We start from the raw sequence: 20,860 nt of genomic DNA, 5'->3' as shown, positions 1-20,860 counted from the left end.
CGCCTCGGACAAGCGGCCCTTGCCCCGAAGGTTCTTGAAAGTCGCGGCAAGGCGGTCGGAGAGAGTATCGAACACGGCGCTCGTCGGTCCTCAGGTCGATGGACTCCTGGCCCCTGGAGAAGTTCGGGGACCGCAGGCTGGATCCCCAAGGGTATCCGCCTGCTTGTCACACACTCCAGGCTCTCGTGGCCTCCGGACGTGCCCCGCGGCCGCCCGGCTCCCAGGCGGCGAGGAGCGCTGCTGCCGAGCGGACCAGTGGGCGGTCGCCGCGTCCCAGCCGTTCGGCGGCGCGTAGGACGTCTGCCAGAACGCCCGGATCATGTGCCTGGACGCCGAGCGCCAGCAGCGGGTCGAGGTGCGCGGCCCACGCGTTGCGCACAGCCGCGGGGGCGGTTCCGGCCCTTTCGGCCGCCTTTCGCGCCCATTGGCGGATCTCCTCGGGGTCCGCCCGGGGCAGCGGGCCGCCGATGGATTGCGTGGATCCGGTGGCCGGTGTCCCCGGCTTTCGTACGGCGGCGGCGAGCGCGGCCGCGAGCGTGGTGTGGTAGCAGGTCCCGAAGAGGTAGGCCGCGGCCTTGTCGCCCGTGAGCCCGGCCAGGACCTCGGGGCGGTGCAGAGGGCTGGGCACGGCGCCGTCCTCGCGCTGGGCGGCGGCCAGCGCGTTCCACCCGGCGTGCCTCAGCGGGCCGGAACCGTGACCGTGACCGCACCCGTCCCCCTGCCCGTCGCTCCACCCGTCGTCCCACCCGTCGTCCAGGGCCGAGTCGCACAGCAGCAGTTCGGCCAGGAGGTCCAGACCGCCCCGGGCGAGGTGGACGCCGAGCAGCACCCGTACCGTCTCGCGCACCTCGGCCGCCGCCCCGCTCCGGTCGGGCAGACGGCGGTGGTGCCCGAAGTCCGTCACGTAGAAGAGGACATGGGTGAGCGCGTAGGTCTCGCTCCCGGTCAGCTGGAGGACGTCGGGGCTCCGGGCGGCGATGCTCTCGCGGTAGAGCGCGCCGATTCCGGGGAGCGCGGCGGGGGCCGTGAAGCCGCCGCGGTCGATGAAGTAGCGCAGCTCGGTCCTTGAGAGGACCGGTTTGTACGGCCGGCAGTGGCCGCCCGCGTCCGCCGCGAGCAGTTCCTCGCAGGCCGCGCGCAGTGCGGGGTGCGGGCGGCCGAGCAGTTCCAGGAGCGCCGTCAGGTTGAGGTGGTAGGGGAAGAACGCGTCGCCCCGGTGCAGTCCGCGCGCGAAGTCCGCGTCGCGGACGGCTTCTTCGGCGAGGGTGAGTGCGCGGCTCGGCACCGGCGCGTCCCGGGGCAGGAGGGCCGACCGGTCCAGCACCCGGACCAGTCCGAGGAGTTCGAGGAGCGGGCCGGGCCGGAAGGGGCGGCGGGGCAGGAATTCCTCCCACCGCCTCGGCGCGAACCATTCCAGGTGGGCTTCGATCCAGCGCAGCGCACCGGCCAGTACCCGGCGGGCCGCGTCCTCCTCGTCCAGTCGCGTACGACCGGTCCTCAGGTGCGCCGGGAGCGAGGGCCAGTCGGCGCTCACCGGCCGCTCCGCAGCCGCAGCAGTGCCAGGGCCACCACGAGGATCGCGGCGAGCGCGCCGAGGTCCGCCCACCGCGGCAGCAGGCCGCCGCCGCCCAGCAGGGTCTGGCGGGCCAGGTCGACCGCGTACGTCATGGGGTTGATGTGCATGATCCAGGCGAGCCAGTCCGGTACGTCGGCCGGGCTGAAGACCGACCCGGACAGGAACAGCATCGGGAACATGGCCAGTTGGACGGTGGCCTGGAGTGTCTGTACACGGGTGATGACGGTGGCCAGGCAGAGGCCGATGACGCTGAACACGGTGGCGGCGAGCGCGTAGCAGCCCGCCGCGGCGGCGAACCGGCCCGCGGTCAGCTCCACCCCCATCAGCGGTGAGAAGGCGAGCATCACCGCGCTCTGCACGGTCACGGTCCCCGCACCGGCGACGACCTTTCCCAGGGGCAGGCAGATCCGGGGCACGGGGGCGACGAGGAGTTCGCGCAGCACGCCGTATTCGCGGTCCCAGGCGTACGTCTGGCCCGAGGCGACACCGATCGACACGACCTGGATGGCGATGATCCCCGGGAAGACGTAGGCGCTGAACGGTACCGAGCCGACCGAGCCGACCATCCCGTCGAAGCCGACCGCGTAGACGAGGACGAAGAAGAGGATCTGCACGGCCTGGCTGAGGAGCACGCCCGGACGCCTGCTCTGCCGCAGCAGATCGCGGTGGGCGATGACGCCGATGGCGCGCAGCGCCACCCGCAGCCGGCCGTCGCCCGCGGCGGCGGGCGGTGCGGCGGCGGTCGTCACGGTCATGGCGTGACCGCCCCCTCCCGCTCCTGCCGCGGCCCGCTCCGCCCCGCCGCCTCCGCGTCCAAGTAGACGTCGTTCATGGAGGGGTGGTGCACGGAGACGGTCAGCGCCGGGACGTCCAGGGCCCGCACCACCTCCGCGATCCGGGCCTCGGGGTCGGCGCAGTGCACCACGACGCCGCCCGGTTCGACCAGCGGCTCGAATCCGGCGGCCCGCAACTGCCGTGCGGCGGCCTCGTCGTCGGCGCAGCTCACCACGCAACGGGACGATTCCAGGCTGCTCTTGAGCTGGTCGCCGCTGCCCTGCCGGACGATCCGGCCCTGTTGCAGGATGACGATCTCGTCGGCGTACTCCGCCTCGTCCATGTAGTGGGTCGCGTACAGGACAGTGACGCCCAGGTCGTCGCGGAGGCGCAGCAGGTCGGCCCATACGGTGGCACGCGCCCTCGGGTCGAGACCGTTGGTGGGCTCGTCCAGGATGATCAGCCCGGGGCGGTGCAGCAGGGCACGGGCGATCTCCACGCGTCTGGCCAGTCCGCCGGACAGCTCCTCGACCGGCTGGCGGCGGCGGTCAGCGAGGTCGAACAGCTCCAGCATCAGGCCGATCCGGGCACGGGCGTCCGCCCGTTTCATGCCGAACAGCCGGGCGTGGAACCACAGGTTGCGTTCGACGGAGAGTTCCTTGTCCAAAGTGCGTTCCTGGAAGACGAGTCCGAGGCGGCGGCGTGCGGCCGTCGGAGCCTCGCGGACGTCGTGGCCGAAGATCCGGACGGTTCCCGCGTCGGGCCGGGCGGCGGTCGACAACACGCCCAACAGGCTCGACTTCCCCGCCCCGTTGGGCCCGAGGAGGGCGGTGACCCGGCCCGGCGGCGAGCTGATCGACACTCCCTCCACGGCGGTCACCCTGCCGTGGCGCACGAGGAGGTCGGCCACCTCGAAGGCCGGTGTCCCGGACAGGTCGCTCCCCTTCGCCGGCCGGGCGCTCACGCCAGCCCCAGGGTGCGGTCCCACGGAAGGGGGCCGTCCCCGACGGGCAGCAGCGCGAGGGCGACACCCGCGGCGCCCTCCAGCATGCCCGCGGTGTTCACGGCGCGGTGCGGCACGGGTGAGCGGGCGGCGGCCGGGAAGCGCATGAGGTGGCGGAACCCGAACGGCGCGCTCTCGTCCGCGTACGCCAGTACTCTGCCGGTCAGTCGTCGGCGTCCGGCGTGCAGCTCGGGGTCGCCGGTCTCCCCGGCCGCCCTGGCCACGACGCGCAGCAGGCCCGCGTAGCCGTGGCAGACGGTGGCTCCCTCGATCGCCCACAACGACTCGTCGCGCCGCAGCGCGGCCCGCAGCGCGTCGACGGCGGCGGTGCGCCACTCCGGCCGGCCCATGACGCGCCCGGCGCGCAGGAGTGCGGCGGCGACCCCCGGGGTGCCGTAGCACCAGGCGGTGCGGGTGAACAGCTGCCGCGGGCGGTGCGGGGCCAGTTCCTGGTCCCAGCCGGCCCGGGCGGGCCAGTAGGGCCCCGCCCCGTCGTGCAGCGTCCAGCTCAGCAGCCAGTCCGCGATGCGGTGGATGGCATCGGGCATGTCCGGCGTCCCGTGCCCGGCCTCGTACGCCGAGCAGAGCACGGCGAGCGGTCCGGCGATGCCGTGGGCCATGCCGAGGTTGAAGTCTCCGCGCGGATAGGTCTCGCGGTCCCGGGCGCCGACCTGGAGCTCGGCAGGCACCCACCAGCCGGGTACCCGGTGGCCACCGGCCCGGACAGGTGCGGTGATGCCGATGAGGTGCCGGAGGGACGCGGCGAGGGCCGACTCGACGACGGGTCCGGACTCGGCCGGGTCGGCCACCGCGTCCAGCAGCAGGCGGGTCGTCCCGGAAACCCCGTTGACCAGGTCGTACGCGGCCCAGTCGACGCCTGTGCCACCGTCTTGGACGCGGGCGCGGAAGACGCGCAGCCGCTCGGCCTGCTCCTCGGCGACCCAGGTCGCCAGTCCTCGTCGCAGGGACCGGTAGTGCCCTTCCGGTCCGGCGCAGGTCTGGGCTGCGGCGAGCAGCGCGGCCGGTCCCGAGAACAGGCCCCGGCTCGGCGCCGTTCCCATGACGCGCCCGGCTGCCGCGAGGTGGCGGTGGGCGGTCTGCCGCCAGGAGTCGTCGGTGCGGGCCAGTTCGCCGTAGAGGAGGGCGGTGCCCGGCAGGCCGTTGGCGAGCGTCAGCGGGCCCCACATGACGGCGTCGTAGACGGGGTCGCGGTTGTCGTCGCGCGAGGCGACGGCGGCGACGTGCTCCGGATCCGCGAGCCGCTCGGCGACGAGTTCGACGGCCTTGTGCGGGGCGAGGGCGGCGGTGGTGGCGTTCACGGCTGGTACCTCCGGCGGTTGGCGTGGTCCTGCACGGCGCCGCGTGCGATGCCGAGCACGGTCAGCTCGCGGTCACCGGAGCCGCCGAAGAGGCGGTTGCACACCATGTGCAGCAGGCTGCCGACGACCCGGCCCTCAGCCGTCGCCCCGGACTCCCGTACGGAAGCGGCGAGTCGGCGCACCGCCCGGTCGCGCGGGCGCAGTGCGTCGAGGACGCGGGCACCGGCCGGGTCCTCCGCGAGGACGGGCCAGCCGCCGTAGGGGTCGACGAGGCGGCGCCAGCGGGCGGACCGGGCGCGGAAGGCTGTGGGCAGGTCGCGGCGGGCGCCCGTCATGGACAGCCAGATCGCGGCGCCGTCGTCGCCGTAGCCCTCGGTGATGCGCGGGGTGCCGGGCACCGGCGATCCGAAGGCGTGGGCCAGCGCGGCGCAGGAGATCACGGCGAGGTCGTCGACGTCGTAGCCGCTCGTGGGGTCCTTGGCGGTGCGCAGCAACGCGACGGCGGCCTCGCTGTCGTACCGGAAGACGTCCTCGGCCGGCCGTCGGGCGGCGGGACCGCCGTAGCGCTCGGTCTCCGGGTCGTACTGGTCGAGGGTGTGGCCGCGCAGCAGCCCCGCTCGCTGCCACTGCTGGAGCAGCGCACCGGCCGCCGGAGCGACCGTGCCCCACAGTGCGGCGGGGCGGTCTCCGCGCAGCCGCAGCCGCAGGTGGTGGCCGCTGTCGTCGGTGTACCGGACGAAGAACCAGCCGTCGGCGCCGTTCCGTGCGGCCAGGTCGACCAGTTCGGGGACGTGGTCGCGCAACAGGTCGTCCTGGGTGCGGGCGGAGCCGTGCAGTTTGAGGTAGAGCCACTCGCCGCCGAGGCCGTGGACGGTGCGCGGGGTACATGCGGTGCTCGGGGTTCCGGTGGTGCCTGCGACGCTCGCCGGGCCGGCCGTGCTCGTGGGGCGGCGGTGTCCCGCGTACGGCCTGCGGCGGGGCCGGCCGGTCTCCCGGCGGACCATCGGAACGACCAGTTCGAAGGTGTGCCCGGCGAGCGGGCTGTCCAGCCAGTCCTCGTACTCGCCGGGGACTTCCTGGGCGATCAGGTCGGGATGGCGCAGCAACTGGTCGAGCAGCAGCTCGCGGTGCCAGGCGTGGTCGAGGTCGAGCAGCAGCCGCTGGTCGGCGGTGACGGCGAGGATCCGGCGGGGTACGTCCCACGCGGCCCGCCAGCGGGCGATCGCGCGCTCCCAGTCGGCGCCGCGCGCCTCGTCGCTCCTTGTGCGCAGCTCCCGGGCGCGCGCGTGGATCCCGTCCGGGCGCCAGACCGCACAGGCCAGTACGAACCGTCCGTAGCGCACCCGGGGGACGAAGGGAGCGTCGGCGAGCGGGCCCCAGTTCCACGGCTCCCAGAGCCGCTGCCCTTCCAGTCCGATCTCCCACAGCAGCCGGACGGCGTTGGGGGCCTGGGCGGGGGCGCTGACCATATTGCCGAGCACGGGCACGATTTCGCGGCCCGTGGGCATGTGCACGGCGGTCAGCCGGTCCAGCGTGGCGCCGATGCCGATGTCGCCCAGGCGCAGTTCGTCGGTGCCGGGGGCGTCGGGAAGACCGACACCGATGCGGCGGCCGGTGGCCGGGGCGGTGTGGGAGAGGTTGGCGGCCCGGCCCGAGCGCGGCCGGAAGGCGAGATCGACGGGGACCGCGTCCTGGATGTGCACCGGGTTGTCCCGGTGCAGCGCGGCGAACTCCTCGCGCCAGGCCGGATGCTGGTCGGCGAACCGGGCGAAGGTGGACCCGGCCCGGTGCGATCCGGGCGAGGGCGAAAGGAAGACGCGGAACTTCCCCTCGTCCAGGGCCTCCACCGAGGGGGCGACGACCTGCACCGTCACCTCGCAGGAGTTGGGCGCGTCCGCGGGGTCGGCCGTGTCGTGGCACAGCTCGTCGAGGTCCGCGTCGCCGAGGACGACTTCGCGCCGTCCGGCGCGCTGTGCGGCGGCGACGAGCCGGGCCATGGCGCGGTCCCGGCGGGCGGTGCGGGGGACGTCGGACGGGGCGGGCGGTGCCTCGCTGTTGGGCCAGCCGTAACCGGCCGGGGCGCCCAGTCCGGTCGACGCGTCGAGCAGTTCCAGGACCGGCACCAGGCGGTCGGCCCCGTATGTGTCGAGGAAGCGGCGGTGGTGTTCGCGCAGGGCGAGGAGCCCGAGCTTGGGGCGGGAGAGCCGCCACATCAGGGCGGTGGCCGTCTCGATCTCGTCGCGCACCGCGTACGGCAGGTGCACCGCGGCGTCGAGGCGGGTGTCGACGTGCAGGGGCGTGTCGTCGGGCTCCACCGAGCGCGCGGTGTTCAGCAGTCTGCTCAGCTGCTCGTGGCCGTCGCCGACGGGCCGCGCGTCGTACGCCCGTCTCTGCTGCTCCACGGCGAGCAGGGCGTCGCGCACCCGGCGGGTGTCCTCGGACGGTTCGGCGACCCCGGTGAGCAGGCCGAGGACGTGGTGCAGCGGATCGCCGCCGTCCAGGGGCGGTCGCAGTCCGGTGACGAGGATCTCCTGTCGCACCAGTTCGGCCAGCAGGCCGCGGACCCGCTCGGGGGATGCGCCGGGGAAGGCCTCGGTGGTGCGCCGGAGCAGTTCCTCGTACGGCAGTGGGACCTCCGCCACGGCCACGGCCCGTTCGACGACCGGGGTCCTGCGTACGGAGACCGTGGAGCGGCCCTCGCCGGCCTCGCCGGGAGGCACGCCCTGGGTGGAGGGGGCGGTGAGGACCAGCCGGTCACCGCGTGGGACCAGGGCCTGGTGGGCCTGGACGGTGAGCGTGGACAGGACGGCCGGGTCGCGTTCGAGCCGGTGGCCGATCCTGGTGAGCCACTGCATGTCGGCATGGGTGCGGGTGCGGTGCGCCGTGCCCCGCTCCGCCTTGGCCGTGGAGTCGAACTGCCCGCGGGCGACACCGGCGAACAGGCCGAAGGGGGTGGGCCGGGTCCGCATCCTGATGTCGTAGCGGAGCACGGCGAGCGCGGCGCGGCGCAGCTGCCCTGCCTTGACGCCGGCGGCGCCCTGCTCGGCGACGCGCCGGACCAGGGCGCCGAGGCTCGGTGAGGCGAGGTCGAGGGCCTCGCCCAGAACGCCGTCCATGGGGACCGAAGCGAGCAGCTCGGCGCAGGCGGCGAGGGACCGGGGGTCTTCCGCGGCCGGTACGCGCAGACCGGTTCCTCCTCGTGCCCGTTCTCCTGCGGACAGCACGGGACCGGCCGGACGTTCCGGCGGTGCCAGTGGTGCCCGGTAGAGGAAGACGTCCTTCGCCTCGAACGGTGTCGCCTGCGGCGGTTGCCCCGGCGATTCCCTCACGGGTGTCCCCCTTCTCGTTCTTGTTCCGGCAGGCCCGGGAACAGTCCGTGGAGCCGGGTCGGCGTCCGCCCGGCCCCACGGTCACGCGCCGTCAACAGCAGTGGCTGCAGCCGGAGCCGCCGCCCTCGCTGGTGCAGCCGGGGGTGCAGTAGGAGACGCTCGTGATGGCCGGGCCGGCGACGGAACGCTCCACGCCGATCTCCAGGTCGAGGTCGAAGAGGTCCGTTTCGTTCTGTGACTGCGAGATGGTCTTGACTCCCATGCTGACTCCTTCAGGGACCGAACGGGTGGTCACGGATCGTGATTTCTGCATCACGATCCACGGCCGTTCGCGGCCGTTCAATAGGTTCCGTCGCCCTTGGCAGTCCTGGCAGTCCTGGCAGCCCCCGCGGGTCCGGCGGCCCGGCAGTCCCGCGGTACCGGCCGCCCCATACCACGAGGCCGCGCGACACGGCGGCCGCGTGCCACTCCCCCGGCTGAAAAATGGACCGTCGCGCCGACGAACGGTGAACCGGTCGTCGCATTCTTGATACGTACGTGGTGTGTGCTCGGACGAAGCTCTGCTATCCGCCGTCGCCCACGGCGACCAGACCGCCCTACGGACCCTCTACGACAGGCATGCCGGCGCGATGCTCCGTCTCATCCGCAGACTCACCTCGGACCAGGGCGTGTCCGAGGAGATCCTGCAGGAGACCTGGCTGGCCGTCTGGCGCTCGGCCGCGGGGTTCCGGGGAGAGTCCTCCGTGCGGGGCTGGCTGATGGGTGTGGCCAGACGGCAGGCCCACAACCAGCTCCGCAGGTCACGACCTCAGCTGGCGGACCTGTCGGAGGCGCGGAACGTGGCGGACGCGGCGCCGAGCGTCGAGGACCAGGTCGTGGTGGAGTCCGAGCACACCGCCCTGCGGGCAGCCGTGCGCGCCCTTCCCGAGCATCTGCGCGAGGTCCTTGCGCTGGTGCTGTTCGAAGAGATGGCCTACCCGGAGGTGGCCGCCGCGCTCGCCATCCCGGTGGGCACCGTCAAGAGCCGGATGTCCCACGCACGGAGGCGGCTGGGCAGCATGCTCGCCGCCACGCGGCTGGAAGGATCGGGACAGCTATGAGTGATCACCTCGCGGACGACGTCCTGGCATCTCTGGCACGCGCCGGGGATGTCGCACCGCAGCACCGCCGGCACCTGGGCGATTGCCCCGACTGCCGTAAAAGATTGGCAGTTTGGCAGGACATCGCGTGCGCGGTGCGCGCCGAGGCGGCGGAAGACACCGTGTCCGTGCCGTCCTTCGACGCCCTGATGACGGGGGCGCTGCCGGCCACGGCCGGTCCCGTCGGCGCGGGCGGGCGCCCCTCCGTCGTCGCGGTCCCCGTCGCCGCACCCGCCGTTGTGTCCGGACGGGTCGCGGAACCTGCCGTGCCGTCCGGACGGGTCGCGGAACCTGCCGTGCCGTCCGGACGGGTCGCGGAACCTGCCGTGCCGTCCGGACGGGTCGGGGGCACCGGACCCGCCGCCGGTCTCGCCCGGCCCTGGCGGACGGCTTGGCAACTGGCCCTGCGACAGCTCGTACTGATGCCCAGGATGTGGGCGCCGCTGAGCGCGGTCTGCCTGGTCGTCGCGGCTCTTGTGGCGTCGACGCAGTTGCAGGAGCGGCCCGGCATACGGCTGTTCGGCGCGGTGGTCGTGCTGCTGGTGCTGTTCGGGGCGCTGATCGTCGCCTCGCCGCGCCGGGATCCCAGACGCGAGCTGCTGTTCACCCTGCCGGTGCCGCCCGCGGCGGTGTTCCTGGCCCGGCTGGCGGTGGTGCTCTGCGTCGACCTGACGCTCGCGACGGTCTGCTCGGCGCTGGTGCGGGGGCCCGGTTGGTGGGCGGTGGTCGGGAGTTGGCTCGGCGAGTCGCTGCTGGCCGCGTCGCTCGCGCTCGCGCTGTCCGTCCGCTTCTCTCCGCCGGTGGGCGCGGCGGCGGGGGGCGCGTTGTGGTTCCTGGGAGTGGTGGGCGGACCGCACGGGCTGTTCAGCACACCGGTCGACGCCCTGTTGGACGTGCTGCTGTCGACGACGCCGTGGACGATCGCGTCGGCCGCCGTTCTGCTGGGATGGGCCGCCCGGGCCATGCGGTCGTTCGGTGAGCCCTCGTCGTCGTAGCGGGGGCGTACGGGCGGCTCGTCCCCCGTGCGGGGGATTGCCGGATCCAGGTGTGAACCGCCATGGGCCGGACCGCTACGTACGGGGTGTATCGGGAGACAGGGGAACAACGGGAGGAACAGCACCATGACCGTTGCACCATGGTGGGTCCACGAAGCGCGCCGCTGCGGAAAGCAAGCGTTCGTGCTTCCGCTTCTGGCCGCGCTCCTGGCCTTCGTGGCGGTGGTCGCGGGGCCCGGCGCGGGAGTGGTCCTGGACCGCGCGCTGCTGAGCTGCGCGCTTCCCACCGCCACGGCTCTCGCCTGTGCCGCGGCGGTGGCACGGGAGCCGATGGTGGAGCTCCATCTGTCGCTGCCCACCCCGTATCCGCGCACCGTCGCCCGCCGGTTGGTCTGGCCGGTCTCCGCCGCTGCGGTCTCCGCCGCCGCCCTGGTGGGGCTGGTGGCGGCCACGGGCCGACGCCCCGGACCGGTGGCGACCCTGCTGGAACTGGCCGGTCTGACGGCGCTTCTGGCCGGTGCCGCGGTGTGGGCGACGGTACGGACCGGTGCGGCCGCGCCCGCGACCGGACTGATCGTCGCCGCCGTGCTGGCCAAGCTGCTGCTGATCGACCGGGTGGTGCCCGAAGGGGCGGTGCAGGCGGTCCCCGCCCTGCTGGCCGGTGCCTGGCTGATGGCGCTGGCCCTGCGTGCGCTGGGCCCATGCGGACGCTCCCGGGCCCGGCTCGGCCGCGGCGCCGACGCGCACTTCGGCCCCCGGGAGGCGTGATGACGGCCCTTCTGTGGACCCTGCGCTACGAAGCCCTGATGGCGGCTCGCCGAAAAGCCGTATGGGGTGCGGTGCTGCCTCTGGCCCTGCTCAGCCTGCTGCTGGTGGCCACCTCGCCCGTCATCACCGGTCACAGCGATCCGGCCGCCAGGGCCGGTGCGGCCGCGGTCGTCGTCAACACCTTCTGCACCCTCGGTGTGGGCATCGCCCTCGCCGACCGGCTGCGACGCGGCCTCGAAGCGCACGGCATGGCCGAATTGCTGACCGCGACACCCACCGGTCCGCTGCCGCGGACCGCCGGGATACTGGGCGGCCCGCTGCTGACCGCTCTGGCGCCGGTCGCCGGCCTCTTCCTGCTGTACGCCGCGGTGTTCTCGGTGGCCGGCGGCTCCTTCGCCCCGTTCGGCTCGGCGGTGGTCTCGCTGGTGACGGTCGTCGTCCCGGCGGCGCTGCTGGTCACCGCTTTCGCCGGGCTACTGGGCGTACTGCTTCCGGTGGCCGCGGCCCGCGCCGTCACAGTCGTGGTGTGGCTGTGGGCCTGTCATTTCCCACCGGCCTTCTCACCACTGCCCACGCCGACCGGCACCGTCCTCTCTCCGCTCGGCGGCTATCCGCTGGTCGCCTGGGCTCACGCCCCCGAGGTGTGGGCCGCCCGGCAGGGCACCGGGGCACTGCGCCCCGCCGTCGACGACGCGACGGCGCTGCTGAACGTCGCCCTCGTCCTCGCGATGGCCGCGGCCTGCTACGTGCTCGGTCATCTCGCCGCCCGCATCAGACGACACGGAGCATCATGAACATCACCACGGAGCGACTGACGAAGGTCCACCCCGGCGGTCTCCGCGCGCTGGACGCCGTCGATCTCCACATCGAGAGCGGCACCGTCGGGCTGCTGGGCGCCAACGGAGCTGGCAAGACAACCCTGTTGCGCATTCTGACCGGAGTGCTGCGGCCCACCTCCGGGCGGGTCCTCGTCGCCGGGCACGATCTGTCGACCAGCGCCGGGCTCGCCGCCGTCAAGCGCACCCTGGGCTATCTGCCGCAGGAGCTCTCCCTCTACCCCGACCTGACCGCACGCGAGTTCCTCGACTACATCGGCGTACTCAAAGGCATCCACGACCGAGGTGAACGCCGTCGTCAGGTCGACGACCGGATCGCCGAGGTGGGCCTGGGCGAGCGGGCGGGCGAGCGGCTGGCCGGGTTCTCGGGTGGTATGAAGCGCCGGGTCGGCATCGCGCAGGCGCTGATGGGCGCCCCGTCGGTGCTCGTCGTGGACGAGCCGACCACCGGCCTCGACCCGCACGAACGGATGCGGTTTCGCGCGCTGCTCGCCGGTCTCGGCCATGGCCGCACCGTGCTGCTGTCCACCCACATCCTCGACGATGTCGCCCAGACCTGCCCCGAAGTGGCAGTGCTCGCCTCCGGCCGTCTGGTCTTCCACGACTCCACCACCGCCCTGGTCAGCCAGGCCGCGGGCTGCACCTATGTGTGCCGGTCCGACGGCCCCACCAGCGGCCCCCCGCCCGGCGGCGAGGTGGTGAGCGCCGTGGCCACCTCGGCGGGAACGGAGTACCGCATCGTCACCACCACTCCGCCCGCCGGAGCCCGCCCGGTCGAACCGTCACTGGAAGACGGTTACGCCGCGCTGCTCGGCGCCGACGGCCGGACCCGCCCCACCAGCATTCCGACAGTGAGGTAGCCGACACATGATCGCGAAAGCCCGGTACGCCGCCGCCTCGGCCCTGACGGGTCTGGCACTGCTGACGCTGGCCGGCTGCGGAGGCAGCGGCCGCAGCGAACCGGCCACCACGGACCCCGTACCCCTTCCGAGCCCGACGGCCACCAAGCAGCAGATCAGCGAGAAGAACCTCGGCTACACCTGGCCGCTCACGGTCGATCACGGAACCGCCGAGTGCCGCGGGGGCGACCAGGCGGTCATCACCGCGCCCGACGGCACGACCTACGCGCTCAACGACCGTGCGCGGGACGCCGGTTACGACGACATCGCGCCGGTGCGACTGTCCGGCGACGGCGGTGAAAAGGTGAGTCTCGGCTCGCTGATCAGCAGGACCTTGAAGCTCTGCAAGGCCGGCCGGTGACCGGACACCGGCGGGCACGGGCCTGCCGTGAGCGTGATCCAACACCTTGTGTCGCCCAGTGACCGCGGGACGACCACCACCGGGATCAACGCTACGGGGAACAGCGCCTTGCACCAACGCGAGCAGCAGCACGCAACGACCGCCACCGGGCTCCACGTCCTGGTCCACTCGGGACTCAAGCCGTACTTCGACTCACCGCACGCGCTGCTCGGCGCGCTCCGCTCCGGCCTGGACCGGGTCGACTTCGTCGACGCCGAGGAGCTGACCGCGCCCTGCGGTGCGCTCGACCTGCCGGTTCTGATGCCGGTCACCAGCGAGTTCCAGGCGGAGGAACTGCGCGCCGTGCGGGTGCGGCATCCGTTGTCCTTGCTCATCGCGGTCACCAACGATGTCTCGGGATACCGGACGTACTACGCCATCCGTTCGGGCGCGAATTTCGTGCTCAACCTCGCCATACCCAGCGAGAGCCAGCGCGATCTGCTGTACGCGCAGCTCCGGGCTCACCTCATGACCGGTCCCGCAGACAGCATCGCGACCGCCGGTCCGCAGGGCATGCCCGCGGACCAGGGCGGCCGTCAGCGATGCCGGCACCACGGCGGGGAGACGCCGGCCGGTGCGGACGGCGACCGCGAGAGCGACATACCCGGAGAGCACCTGCGGGCCGCTCTGCCCTCTCATGACGCGGAGCTGATGCGGCTGCTCTGCACATCCATCACCGTCTCCGAGATCGCGCGACGCTATTACTACTGTTCGGAGCGGTCCATGTACCGCCGCATACGGAGGCTCTACGACGATCTGGGGGTCGGGGGCCGCGCCGAGCTGATTTCGCTGGCCACCGTGCCCGACCCCCGTCGACCGTTGACGGCACGCGCCTGTTGACACCGGTCCCCCACTCCGCGCGCGGAGGCTCTCGCGCGGGTTCCGCGTACCCCACCCGCCCTTGGAAGCCCCTTGCCCTCAGCCTGCATCGGGCCCCCGGGGCCGAGGCCGGCCCGGCCCCAGTGATGGCCCGGCCCCGGTGCTGGCCCAGGTTCCAATGCCGGCCCGGGTTCCGGTGCCGGTGCCGGTGCCGGCCCAGGTGCCGGTCAGCGGATGCCCGCGTCGGCGGATTCCAGGAGCCGGAAGAAGCCCGCCTCCACGTCTCCGTCGACGGCGAGCCCTGCCAGCGGGCCTTCGTACTGGGTGCGGCCGGCCGCCAGTACATGCACCCGGTCGCAGACCTGAGCGACCTCCGCCAGCTGATGGCTGGCGATCAGCACCGCCACCCCTTCTTCGGCCAGTGAGCGGATGATCCCGCGCATCTCGCGGATGCCGACGGGGTCGAGGCCGTTGGTGGGCTCGTCGAGGACGATCAGCCGCGGCCTGGCCAGCAGGGCGACGGCGATCCCCAGCCTCCAGCGCATGCCGAGGGAGTACGCGCCGACCTTCCGGTCTCGCGCGTCGGTCATCTTGACCAGGCTCAACGCCGGTTCGATCCACGCCTTCGGTACGCCGCGCAGCCTGGCGTGCACGTTCAGGGTCTCGTCGGCCGTCAGCGTCGGCCACAGTCCGGGGACCTCGATCAGGGCGCCCACATCGGCCAGGGTGTCCCGTCCGACCGGCCTGCCGAAGATCTCGATACTGCCCGACGTGGGCCGCTGCAGGCCGAGGAGGGCCTTCATCAGGGTTGTCTTGCCGGCGCCGTTCGGGCCGAGCAGTCCGTAGACCTCTCCGGCCCCTACCGTGAGATCCACCCCGTCCAGGGCGCGGTGCGAACCGTAGTGCTTGTGCAGTCGGCGGATCGTGAGCGCCGGTACCACGGGGGTCTCCGAGGCGCCCGTTGTCGCAGTCATGATCAGATCTCCTTACGACGCATGTGCATGCTGCCGACGACGAGCAATGCCGCGGTCAGCGCGGCGGCGAGGCCCACGGCGAGCGGGATGGCCGACATGTCGGTCACCGGGCTGCCTTTCGGCAGCGGCACCCCGTTGGGGCCGATCCCGGCCAGCGGCAGGACCACCCGCATCGGCCAGGCGAACGGAACGGCGTACCAGAAGACCTTGTCCGAGACGAGCGCCCCGCACAGCAGGCCCGCGACACCCACCCCGATGCTGGGGCCCATGCCCCACACCACGGCGACCAGCACCGCCAGCGCCGTCATGGACAACCCCACCAACCAGGGCAGATAGACCGCCGCGGCCACCGTCCCCATGGCTTCGGGGAAACGTCCGCTGATCACCGCGCCGAGGGAGAGCATCACCAGCAGCACGGTCGAGGAGACGAAGCCCAGGACGCCCAGGGCAGCCACCTTGCCGATGAAGTAGCGCCCACGCGGCACGCCGTACGACAGCAGCAGTCGCCAGGCGTCCTGGTCGGCGCGGACCGAGAGCGCCGCCGCCAGGCCCGCGGTCATCGGTACCAGGACCCCCCAGAACTCCAGGGTCACATTGCGGAACACCTCAAAGCTCTGGCCCGCCTTCGCCTCGGAGGAGCCGAGGGCGCCGAGGAAGAGGGGGACGGTGATGATGACGGGGGCGAGAAGGTGGTACCAGGGAATGAAGCCACGCTTGTTGCGGGCGAGTTCGGTACCCACCACCGTCGCCAGCGAGGGGTTGTCGCGATGCCCCACGAGGGGCGGGGCGACCATGTCGTGCGCCATGTGTGCTCCTGCCTGGCCACTGCTGTCGGTTGTCGGACGGTCGGTTGCACCAGGTACGTAGCGGTGGCCGACGCCGCGGTTCACGGCCGGGAACGCGAAGACCCGATCGGCAGCCGTCCGACACCTGGCGGACAACTGACAGCCGACTGCCAATCGCTCCACCGAAGGGGGCCTCCCCAGGTGCCCAAATGGGAGTGTCATAACGCCACCACCGGGCCGTCCGCGCCCTGAGGAGTCCGCCGGGGCCCGGCGCGGCCACACCACCGCCAGGGAGGAACATTCATGAAGTCACTCCGCCGCACGCTCACCATCGGGGTCATGGCCCTCACATTCGGGGGCCTCGTCGCCCCCGCCGCATCCGCAGCCGTCGGCCCAGCGCCCGCAGCGGTCACGCGCGAGATCTCCGTCATGAAGACCTGGCACGCCACGGTGCAGTGCCAGATCGTCCGTATCAGTGACAACAACGTCGTCGGGTACGAGAGGGCCGACGGCACGGGCAACACCGAGCAGGCGGCCATCAACGACGCCGCGCGCAACATCCCCGTCCCGCCGGGCCACTACAAGCGCCATTGCGACGCCAAGCGCACCTGGTAGCCTGTGGAGGGGGCGATTCATTTCGCCCCCTTTTGTGCATTTCTGTCCTTTTCCTCTTCCCCCCTTTCTCCCCGCCGATCTGGGACGTGAGCGATGCCTGAGAATCCGAGTGTCTGGGAAGTACGGCTCGGCATTTACGCCACTGAGCAGCAGGCCGAAGAGGTCAAGGAGCACATCGCCAGGCTGCTGTGTCCGGACCCCGACCACGCCCCGCCGTGCCCGATTCCGTGGTCGGCGTCCCTACGCCATGTGTCGGAGTCGGGGTCGGAGGAAGCCGACTCGTACGCGGAGTTGATCGAACAGGCCGAGGCGGAGAAGCACCTCCGCCCGTAGCCGCCCGGGAAGCAGCGGGTGGCCACGGGCCCGGACGGCTGTGAAGCGGTCGACCGGACGCCGGCCGACCGCTTCCACCCGGCCATGGCCGCAAGGGACGAGTCGATCATCGACTCCGCACCGGCGCCGGACCATCCCCTCGGACATGCCGAGGTCAAGACGGCGAACGAACTCCTCCGGGAGCGCCAGAAGTTGGGGCTCTCCGTCGGCGAGGCGGCGCTCTCCGGGCTCCGCGCCCCGGTCGAGTTCCCGTACCTGCCGCACATGAAGACCGAACTACCCGGGCGCCCTGCGGCTTTCTGCGCAAACTGCAACATGGTGCGGGACTGCGTGGACAGCCTGCACGGCAGGTTCACCGGCAACCCTCCGACCGACGATCTCTGGATCCCCGATGGCCGACGTGACACGAATCGACATCGACGACCCCGAAGTCGACATGGATGCGGGACAGCGCCTGCTGTATCGGGGAGAACTCTTCACCGGCGAGGTCGAGGAGCGTCTGGGGGACGCTCTGGTCAGCCTGGATTCCTACGTCGCCGGTGTGCAGCACGGCCGCAGCCGCGAGTGGTACAAGGACGGCACGCTCCGGTCCGAGGCGACGGCCCGCGAGGGGCGCCCGGCAGGGGTGTCCAGGGAATGGCACGCGAACGGCACACTCGCCGCCGAAGTGGTGTTCGCCGAGGACGGTCCGACCGTGCTGTCGGACCGCCGATGGGACGAAGAAGGCCGGCCGACGAAGAACTGGCGCAAGAGCGAGGAATGACTTCCCCGAAGGCATCGAACGGGCGCCGGCCGAGGGTGGACCTCATCTGAGCAGCGAACCGTCGCGGACCGTCGCGGACCGTTCTTGAGCGGCCGGCTCGCGCCCGATGGCGCGGCAGGTCGTGCGCGGCACGTCGTGCGGGGCACGCCGAGCGCATCGGCACCGCTTCCATCGAGCAGGTGTGCCGTGGGGCAGTCGGCCGGGCCGCGCTGCGGGCACAGAACGAGGTCGAACTGCCCGATCTGCCGGATCCGTACAAGCCTCTGCTGCGACCGGGAGCGCGCGGGACGCACCGTCGAGGAGGTACGGGGCATGCTCGCGCTCCATGAGGAGCTGTTCCGCGAGCACGGCATCGACTCCGTCGAGCAGTTGCGCGCCCGGCACGCGGCGGGCCGGCTGCCGCAGCCGGCACCGCGCCGGATCGGCGTGAAGTCGACGGGCTCCGCTGCCGTCGGGGCGGCCGACGGCGGTCGATGACGTTCGACCGTGGTGATCATCCCAAGAGGTCGTCAACTGCTCAGAGCCGTTCACTCCTTCCTGACAATGACGCAAATTCGGTCACGTATGGCTTCCCTCCCTCGCCCACAGGGGGTTGACTGGAGGTCACCCATGGTGATGCCGCCCTCCTGAGCGGAGGGCGTCTGCCACCGCGGGCCCGCGAGCCCGGCCCCGATGCCCCGACGCCCGGCAGAGGAGAGTGAGCAGGGATGACCGCCTCACCTCGTACGGTGACCCTCCGGCCGACGCCGGGCGGGAACGTGCGGCGCGTCTCCCTGTGCGCAATGGCGCCGACGCGTGAATTCGTTCCGATCCCCGCTCGTATCGTTCATCCGCATCGTCTCGACGAGGGGCACCAATGAGCCAGATTTCGCTGCCGGCGTTTCACATGCCGTTCCAGAGCGCCGGATGCAATCCCGGCATCGAGGAGACCGGGAAGGCCGCATGGGAATGGGCCGAGTCCAACGGTCTCGCGCTCGCTCCGACGGCCCGCAAGAAGATGATCCGGACAAGGCCGGAACTCTGGATCTCCCTCATCTTTCCCACTGCTTCGCAGCAGCATCTCGATCTCTTCTGCCAATGGCTCTTCTGGGCCTTCCTCGTCGACGACGAGTTCGACGACGGACCCGCCGGACGCGATCCCCGCGTGTGCGAGGCGGCGATCGACCGGCTGGTGACCGTGCTCGACGGCGGACCGCCGCGCGGCGCCATGGAACGCGCCCTCGCCGGGCTGCGGACGTGGACGTACCGGGACCGCTCGGCGCGCTGGATCCGGCAGTTCCGGCGGGACACGGTCGCCTGGCTGTGGACCTACTACGCCGAGGCCGTGGAGCGGGCCGCCGGACAGGTGCCGACGAGGGCCGAATTCGTGAGGCACCGCCGGGATTCGGTGGCCATGCAGCCCTTCCTCGACCTTCATGAGATCACTGCCGGAATCGACCTTCCCGAATCGGCCCGCAGCCTCCCCGCGTATATCGCTCTGCGCAACGCCGTCACCGATCACTCAGGGCTCTGCAACGACATCTGCTCCTTCGAGAAGGAGGCTCTGCTCGGTTACGAGCACAATGCGGTACGGCTCATTCAGCGCGAGCGCGGACTGACCCTCCAGGAGGCCGTCGACGAGGCCGGGTCGCAGCTCGCGGAGATAGTGGAACGGGTGCAACGCGCCGAGAAGGAACTGATCGAGGAAATAGAGGCGGCCGGGATCCACGACCGTACCCGGGCCGCGCTGGAGCGGTGCGTGCAGGACTACCGCGGGCTGGTCCGGGGCGACTTCGACTACCACGCCCGCGCGGAGCGCTACACCCGGCCCGACCTGGTGGAGGTCGATCAACGGGACTCGCTGTCACGGTACTTCGCCGCCTGACCGGCCGACGGGGCCCCTCCCGCACCGCCCCGGCCCAGCGCCGCCCTGGCCGTCAGGACTCTCCGCTGTCCGGCGGGTCCGACCGGCCCGAGTAGGCGTCCGTGGGCGCCGGTTCGCCCTCGGCTCCCCTCAGTGGCAGTGCTCTCAGGGCCAGCGCCCAGCCCAGCCGGGCCTCGCCCGACTCCGCGGAGCGGCCGGTGAGTTCGGCGATCCGGCCGATCCGGTTGAGGACCGTGTTGCGGTGGCAGTAGAGCTGCTCGGCGGCGCGCGCCGCCGAGCAGCCGTTGTCGAGCCAGACCCGCAACGTGCCGAGCAGCGCCTCGCGTTCGGCCGCCGTGTCCAGGACGGCGCCGAGTTGCGTGGTGACGATGCGCTCGGCGATCTCGGGCCGGCCGACGAGGAGGACCTCCGCCAGCCGGTCGTCGAACCCCGCCGCCTCGCCGCTTCCGGCGGGCAGCGTACGCAGGGCCTGTTCGGCCAGCCGCAGGGCCCGCCCCGCCTGGGCGAGCCGGTCGAACTCCGGTGACACGCCGGCGGTGGCGCCGGTGCGGTGGCGCAGCAGGTCGAGCAGTATGCCGGACTCCCCCGCGGCCAGCCGCACGATTCCCGCGTAACGGCCCGACCGCGGCCGCCAGAAGGACCAGATGCCGTGGTCGTCGAGGACCGGCGCCGGGTTGGGTGGTGCGGCCGGGTCCTGGGCGGCGACGACGATGACGTACCGGTCGTGGACCGGCACGCCGAGCGCGGCGGCGGCCGCCGCGGCGACCGCCGGGTCGTCCCCGCGCCCGTCGAGCAGGGCCTCGAAGAGGGCGACCCGGCGGGTGTCCTGGCGGCCCTGCATCTCCAGCTGGGTCAGCCGGTAGGACTCCGCCATCACGAGCGAGTAGCGGTCGATGGTCTCCCACACGGCGCCCGCCATGTCGAGCTCGGTGTCCCGGTCGCCCGCGACCGCACGCACGGCGTCCTGCCCCCGCCGCCCGGCCCCTCCGGCCCCCGGGACACCCCCGCCCCGAACGCCCCGGCCGCCTCGGCCGTCCCGGCCGGCGGCACCGGCCCCACTGCCTCCACCAGCCCTGTCGGCGCCGCCGGCCCCGTCGTCCCGACCGCCCCGTGCGGCCCGCAGGTATTCCGCCATCACCTGCCACATCACCCGGCCGCCACGCCGGTAGGCCTGGAGCACGGTGTCCAGCGGTACGTTCTGCTCCGCGCGCCGCCGTCCCGTCTCGCGCGCCGCGTGCTCGAAGTCGCCCCCGCTGGGGGGCAGTCCGCCGAAGTCCTCCAGCGCCCGCAGCAGGTTGTCGCGGCAGATCTCCCGCAGATCGCCCCGGGTGACCGGCCTGCCGGACGCGTACGTGCCGCTGTGCGCGTGGATGTCGTCGACGACCCGCCGGGTCAGTTCGTCGATCTCGGGCAGCAGGGCGAGGGCCAGGACGCGGCGCAGTTCGCCGTCCTCGCCGCTGCCGTGGTCGTCGCCGCGAGGGATCCGGGCCCCGGGTTTGTCCGCCATGCCGGAAGGTTAGCGCCGCCCGCCCTTTAGGCGGATGCCTTGCCCCGTACCCGCCCGAGGGGCTGCTGCCCAGGTGGGTTGTGTGCATGGTGGGCACCTGCACATTGTGCGGAGGCGGCCGACGGCTGATTCTGAGCAGCAGTAGCCCTGTAAACGCCGTGT

Annotated in this window: 20 protein-coding genes and 1 pseudogene; 12 read left to right on the top strand and 9 right to left on the bottom strand. The window is 72.5% G+C overall.

Annotation, left to right across the window (positions count from 1 at the left end):
- Positions 1–166: 166 nt before the first annotated feature.
- From ACIOMQ_RS33445 to ACIOMQ_RS33420, 6 genes are all read right to left on the bottom strand, one after another.
- Positions 167–1,534, bottom strand: coding sequence for a DUF6895 family protein (locus ACIOMQ_RS33445; RefSeq protein ID WP_362205000.1), 1,368 nt, complete (start codon positions 1,532–1,534; stop codon positions 167–169).
- Entirely contained in the window at positions 1,531–2,331 is an 801-nt protein-coding gene (locus ACIOMQ_RS33440; RefSeq protein WP_402191572.1) for an ABC transporter permease, read from the bottom strand. The genes ACIOMQ_RS33445 and ACIOMQ_RS33440 overlap by 4 nt, the downstream gene beginning before the upstream one ends.
- Entirely contained in the window at positions 2,328–3,314 is a 987-nt protein-coding gene (locus ACIOMQ_RS33435) for an ABC transporter ATP-binding protein (RefSeq protein WP_401260890.1), read from the bottom strand. Before ACIOMQ_RS33435 ends, ACIOMQ_RS33440 begins: the two co-directional genes overlap by 4 nt.
- The gene (locus ACIOMQ_RS33430; RefSeq protein WP_362204990.1) at positions 3,311–4,672 is read right to left on the bottom strand and encodes a lanthionine synthetase C family protein; all 1,362 of its coding nucleotides are present in this window, start codon (positions 4,670–4,672) and stop codon (positions 3,311–3,313) included. Before ACIOMQ_RS33430 ends, ACIOMQ_RS33435 begins: the two co-directional genes overlap by 4 nt.
- A complete protein-coding gene (locus ACIOMQ_RS33425) occupies positions 4,669–8,001 on the bottom strand; it encodes a lantibiotic dehydratase (RefSeq protein WP_402191570.1) in 3,333 nt (1,110 codons plus the stop codon). The genes ACIOMQ_RS33430 and ACIOMQ_RS33425 overlap by 4 nt, the downstream gene beginning before the upstream one ends.
- A 91-nt stretch (positions 8,002–8,092) precedes the next feature.
- The gene (locus tag ACIOMQ_RS33420; RefSeq protein WP_362204984.1) at positions 8,093–8,263 is read right to left on the bottom strand and encodes a gallidermin/nisin family lantibiotic; all 171 of its coding nucleotides are present in this window, start codon (positions 8,261–8,263) and stop codon (positions 8,093–8,095) included.
- Positions 8,264–8,543: 280 nt separating this feature from the next.
- On the opposite strand from ACIOMQ_RS33420, the gene ACIOMQ_RS33415 reads away from it, so the two are divergent.
- The 7 genes from ACIOMQ_RS33415 to ACIOMQ_RS33385 all read left to right on the top strand — a co-directional run bounded on the left by ACIOMQ_RS33415 (position 8,544) and on the right by ACIOMQ_RS33385 (position 13,878).
- Positions 8,544–9,101, top strand: coding sequence for a sigma-70 family RNA polymerase sigma factor (locus tag ACIOMQ_RS33415; protein WP_362204981.1), 558 nt, complete (start codon positions 8,544–8,546; stop codon positions 9,099–9,101).
- Positions 9,098–10,135 (top strand): hypothetical protein, encoded by a 1,038-nt coding sequence (locus ACIOMQ_RS33410; protein ID WP_402191568.1) that lies wholly within the window; start codon positions 9,098–9,100, stop codon positions 10,133–10,135. Before ACIOMQ_RS33415 ends, ACIOMQ_RS33410 begins: the two co-directional genes overlap by 4 nt.
- Before the next feature lie 126 nt (positions 10,136–10,261).
- Positions 10,262–10,903: a hypothetical protein gene (locus ACIOMQ_RS33405; protein WP_362204975.1), complete on the top strand. Its 642-nt coding sequence runs from the start codon at positions 10,262–10,264 to the stop codon at positions 10,901–10,903.
- Positions 10,903–11,697, top strand: coding sequence for a hypothetical protein (locus tag ACIOMQ_RS33400; protein WP_362204972.1), 795 nt, complete (start codon positions 10,903–10,905; stop codon positions 11,695–11,697). Before ACIOMQ_RS33405 ends, ACIOMQ_RS33400 begins: the two co-directional genes overlap by 1 nt.
- Positions 11,694–12,599 carry an ABC transporter ATP-binding protein gene (locus ACIOMQ_RS33395; protein WP_401260901.1) on the top strand — a complete coding sequence of 302 codons (906 nt, stop codon included), beginning with the start codon at positions 11,694–11,696 and terminating at the stop codon, positions 12,597–12,599. The genes ACIOMQ_RS33400 and ACIOMQ_RS33395 overlap by 4 nt, the downstream gene beginning before the upstream one ends.
- 7 nt (positions 12,600–12,606) lie before the next feature.
- Positions 12,607–12,999, top strand: a complete 393-nt coding sequence (locus ACIOMQ_RS33390) for a DUF2511 domain-containing protein (protein WP_401754074.1) — start codon at positions 12,607–12,609, stop codon at positions 12,997–12,999.
- 108 nt (positions 13,000–13,107) lie between these two features.
- The gene (locus ACIOMQ_RS33385) at positions 13,108–13,878 is read left to right on the top strand and encodes a DNA-binding response regulator (protein WP_402191566.1); all 771 of its coding nucleotides are present in this window, start codon (positions 13,108–13,110) and stop codon (positions 13,876–13,878) included.
- Between the two features lie 206 nt (positions 13,879–14,084).
- Here ACIOMQ_RS33385 and ACIOMQ_RS33380 read toward each other — a convergent pair whose 3' ends face one another.
- Positions 14,085–14,831, bottom strand: coding sequence for an ABC transporter ATP-binding protein (locus tag ACIOMQ_RS33380; RefSeq protein WP_401260906.1), 747 nt, complete (start codon positions 14,829–14,831; stop codon positions 14,085–14,087).
- A 2-nt stretch (positions 14,832–14,833) separates the two neighbouring features.
- Positions 14,834–15,637: an ABC transporter permease gene (locus ACIOMQ_RS33375; RefSeq protein WP_362204957.1), complete on the bottom strand. Its 804-nt coding sequence runs from the start codon at positions 15,635–15,637 to the stop codon at positions 14,834–14,836.
- A gap of 282 nt (positions 15,638–15,919) precedes the next feature.
- Between ACIOMQ_RS33375 and ACIOMQ_RS33370 the strand changes: the two genes are divergently transcribed.
- The 5 genes and pseudogenes from ACIOMQ_RS33370 (at position 15,920) to ACIOMQ_RS33350 (ending at position 19,191) form a co-directional block, all read left to right on the top strand.
- Positions 15,920–16,231 (top strand): hypothetical protein, encoded by a 312-nt coding sequence (locus ACIOMQ_RS33370; protein ID WP_362204954.1) that lies wholly within the window; start codon positions 15,920–15,922, stop codon positions 16,229–16,231.
- A gap of 93 nt (positions 16,232–16,324) precedes the next feature.
- Positions 16,325–16,564, top strand: a complete 240-nt coding sequence (locus ACIOMQ_RS33365; RefSeq protein ID WP_362204951.1) for a hypothetical protein — start codon at positions 16,325–16,327, stop codon at positions 16,562–16,564.
- A gap of 391 nt (positions 16,565–16,955) precedes the next feature.
- Positions 16,956–17,327, top strand: a complete 372-nt coding sequence (locus ACIOMQ_RS33360) for a hypothetical protein (RefSeq protein ID WP_362204948.1) — start codon at positions 16,956–16,958, stop codon at positions 17,325–17,327.
- Positions 17,328–17,597: 270 nt separating this feature from the next.
- Positions 17,598–17,780: pseudogene (locus ACIOMQ_RS33355) on the top strand (hypothetical protein); the annotation flags it as partial.
- Positions 17,781–18,213: 433 nt separating this feature from the next.
- Positions 18,214–19,191, top strand: coding sequence for a terpene synthase family protein (locus ACIOMQ_RS33350; RefSeq protein WP_362205024.1), 978 nt, complete (start codon positions 18,214–18,216; stop codon positions 19,189–19,191).
- 52 nt (positions 19,192–19,243) lie between these two features.
- Here ACIOMQ_RS33350 and ACIOMQ_RS33345 read toward each other — a convergent pair whose 3' ends face one another.
- Complete coding sequence (locus tag ACIOMQ_RS33345; RefSeq protein ID WP_362204942.1) at positions 19,244–20,698, bottom strand: helix-turn-helix domain-containing protein; 1,455 nt, start codon at positions 20,696–20,698, stop codon at positions 19,244–19,246.
- Positions 20,699–20,860 lie beyond the last annotated feature (162 nt).

This window comes from Streptomyces sp. NPDC087845, assembly GCF_044742755.1.
Lineage (GTDB): Bacteria > Actinomycetota > Actinomycetes > Streptomycetales > Streptomycetaceae > Streptomyces.
Note: the sequence above shows the minus strand (reverse complement) of the source record. Positions and strands in the feature narration are given on the sequence as shown.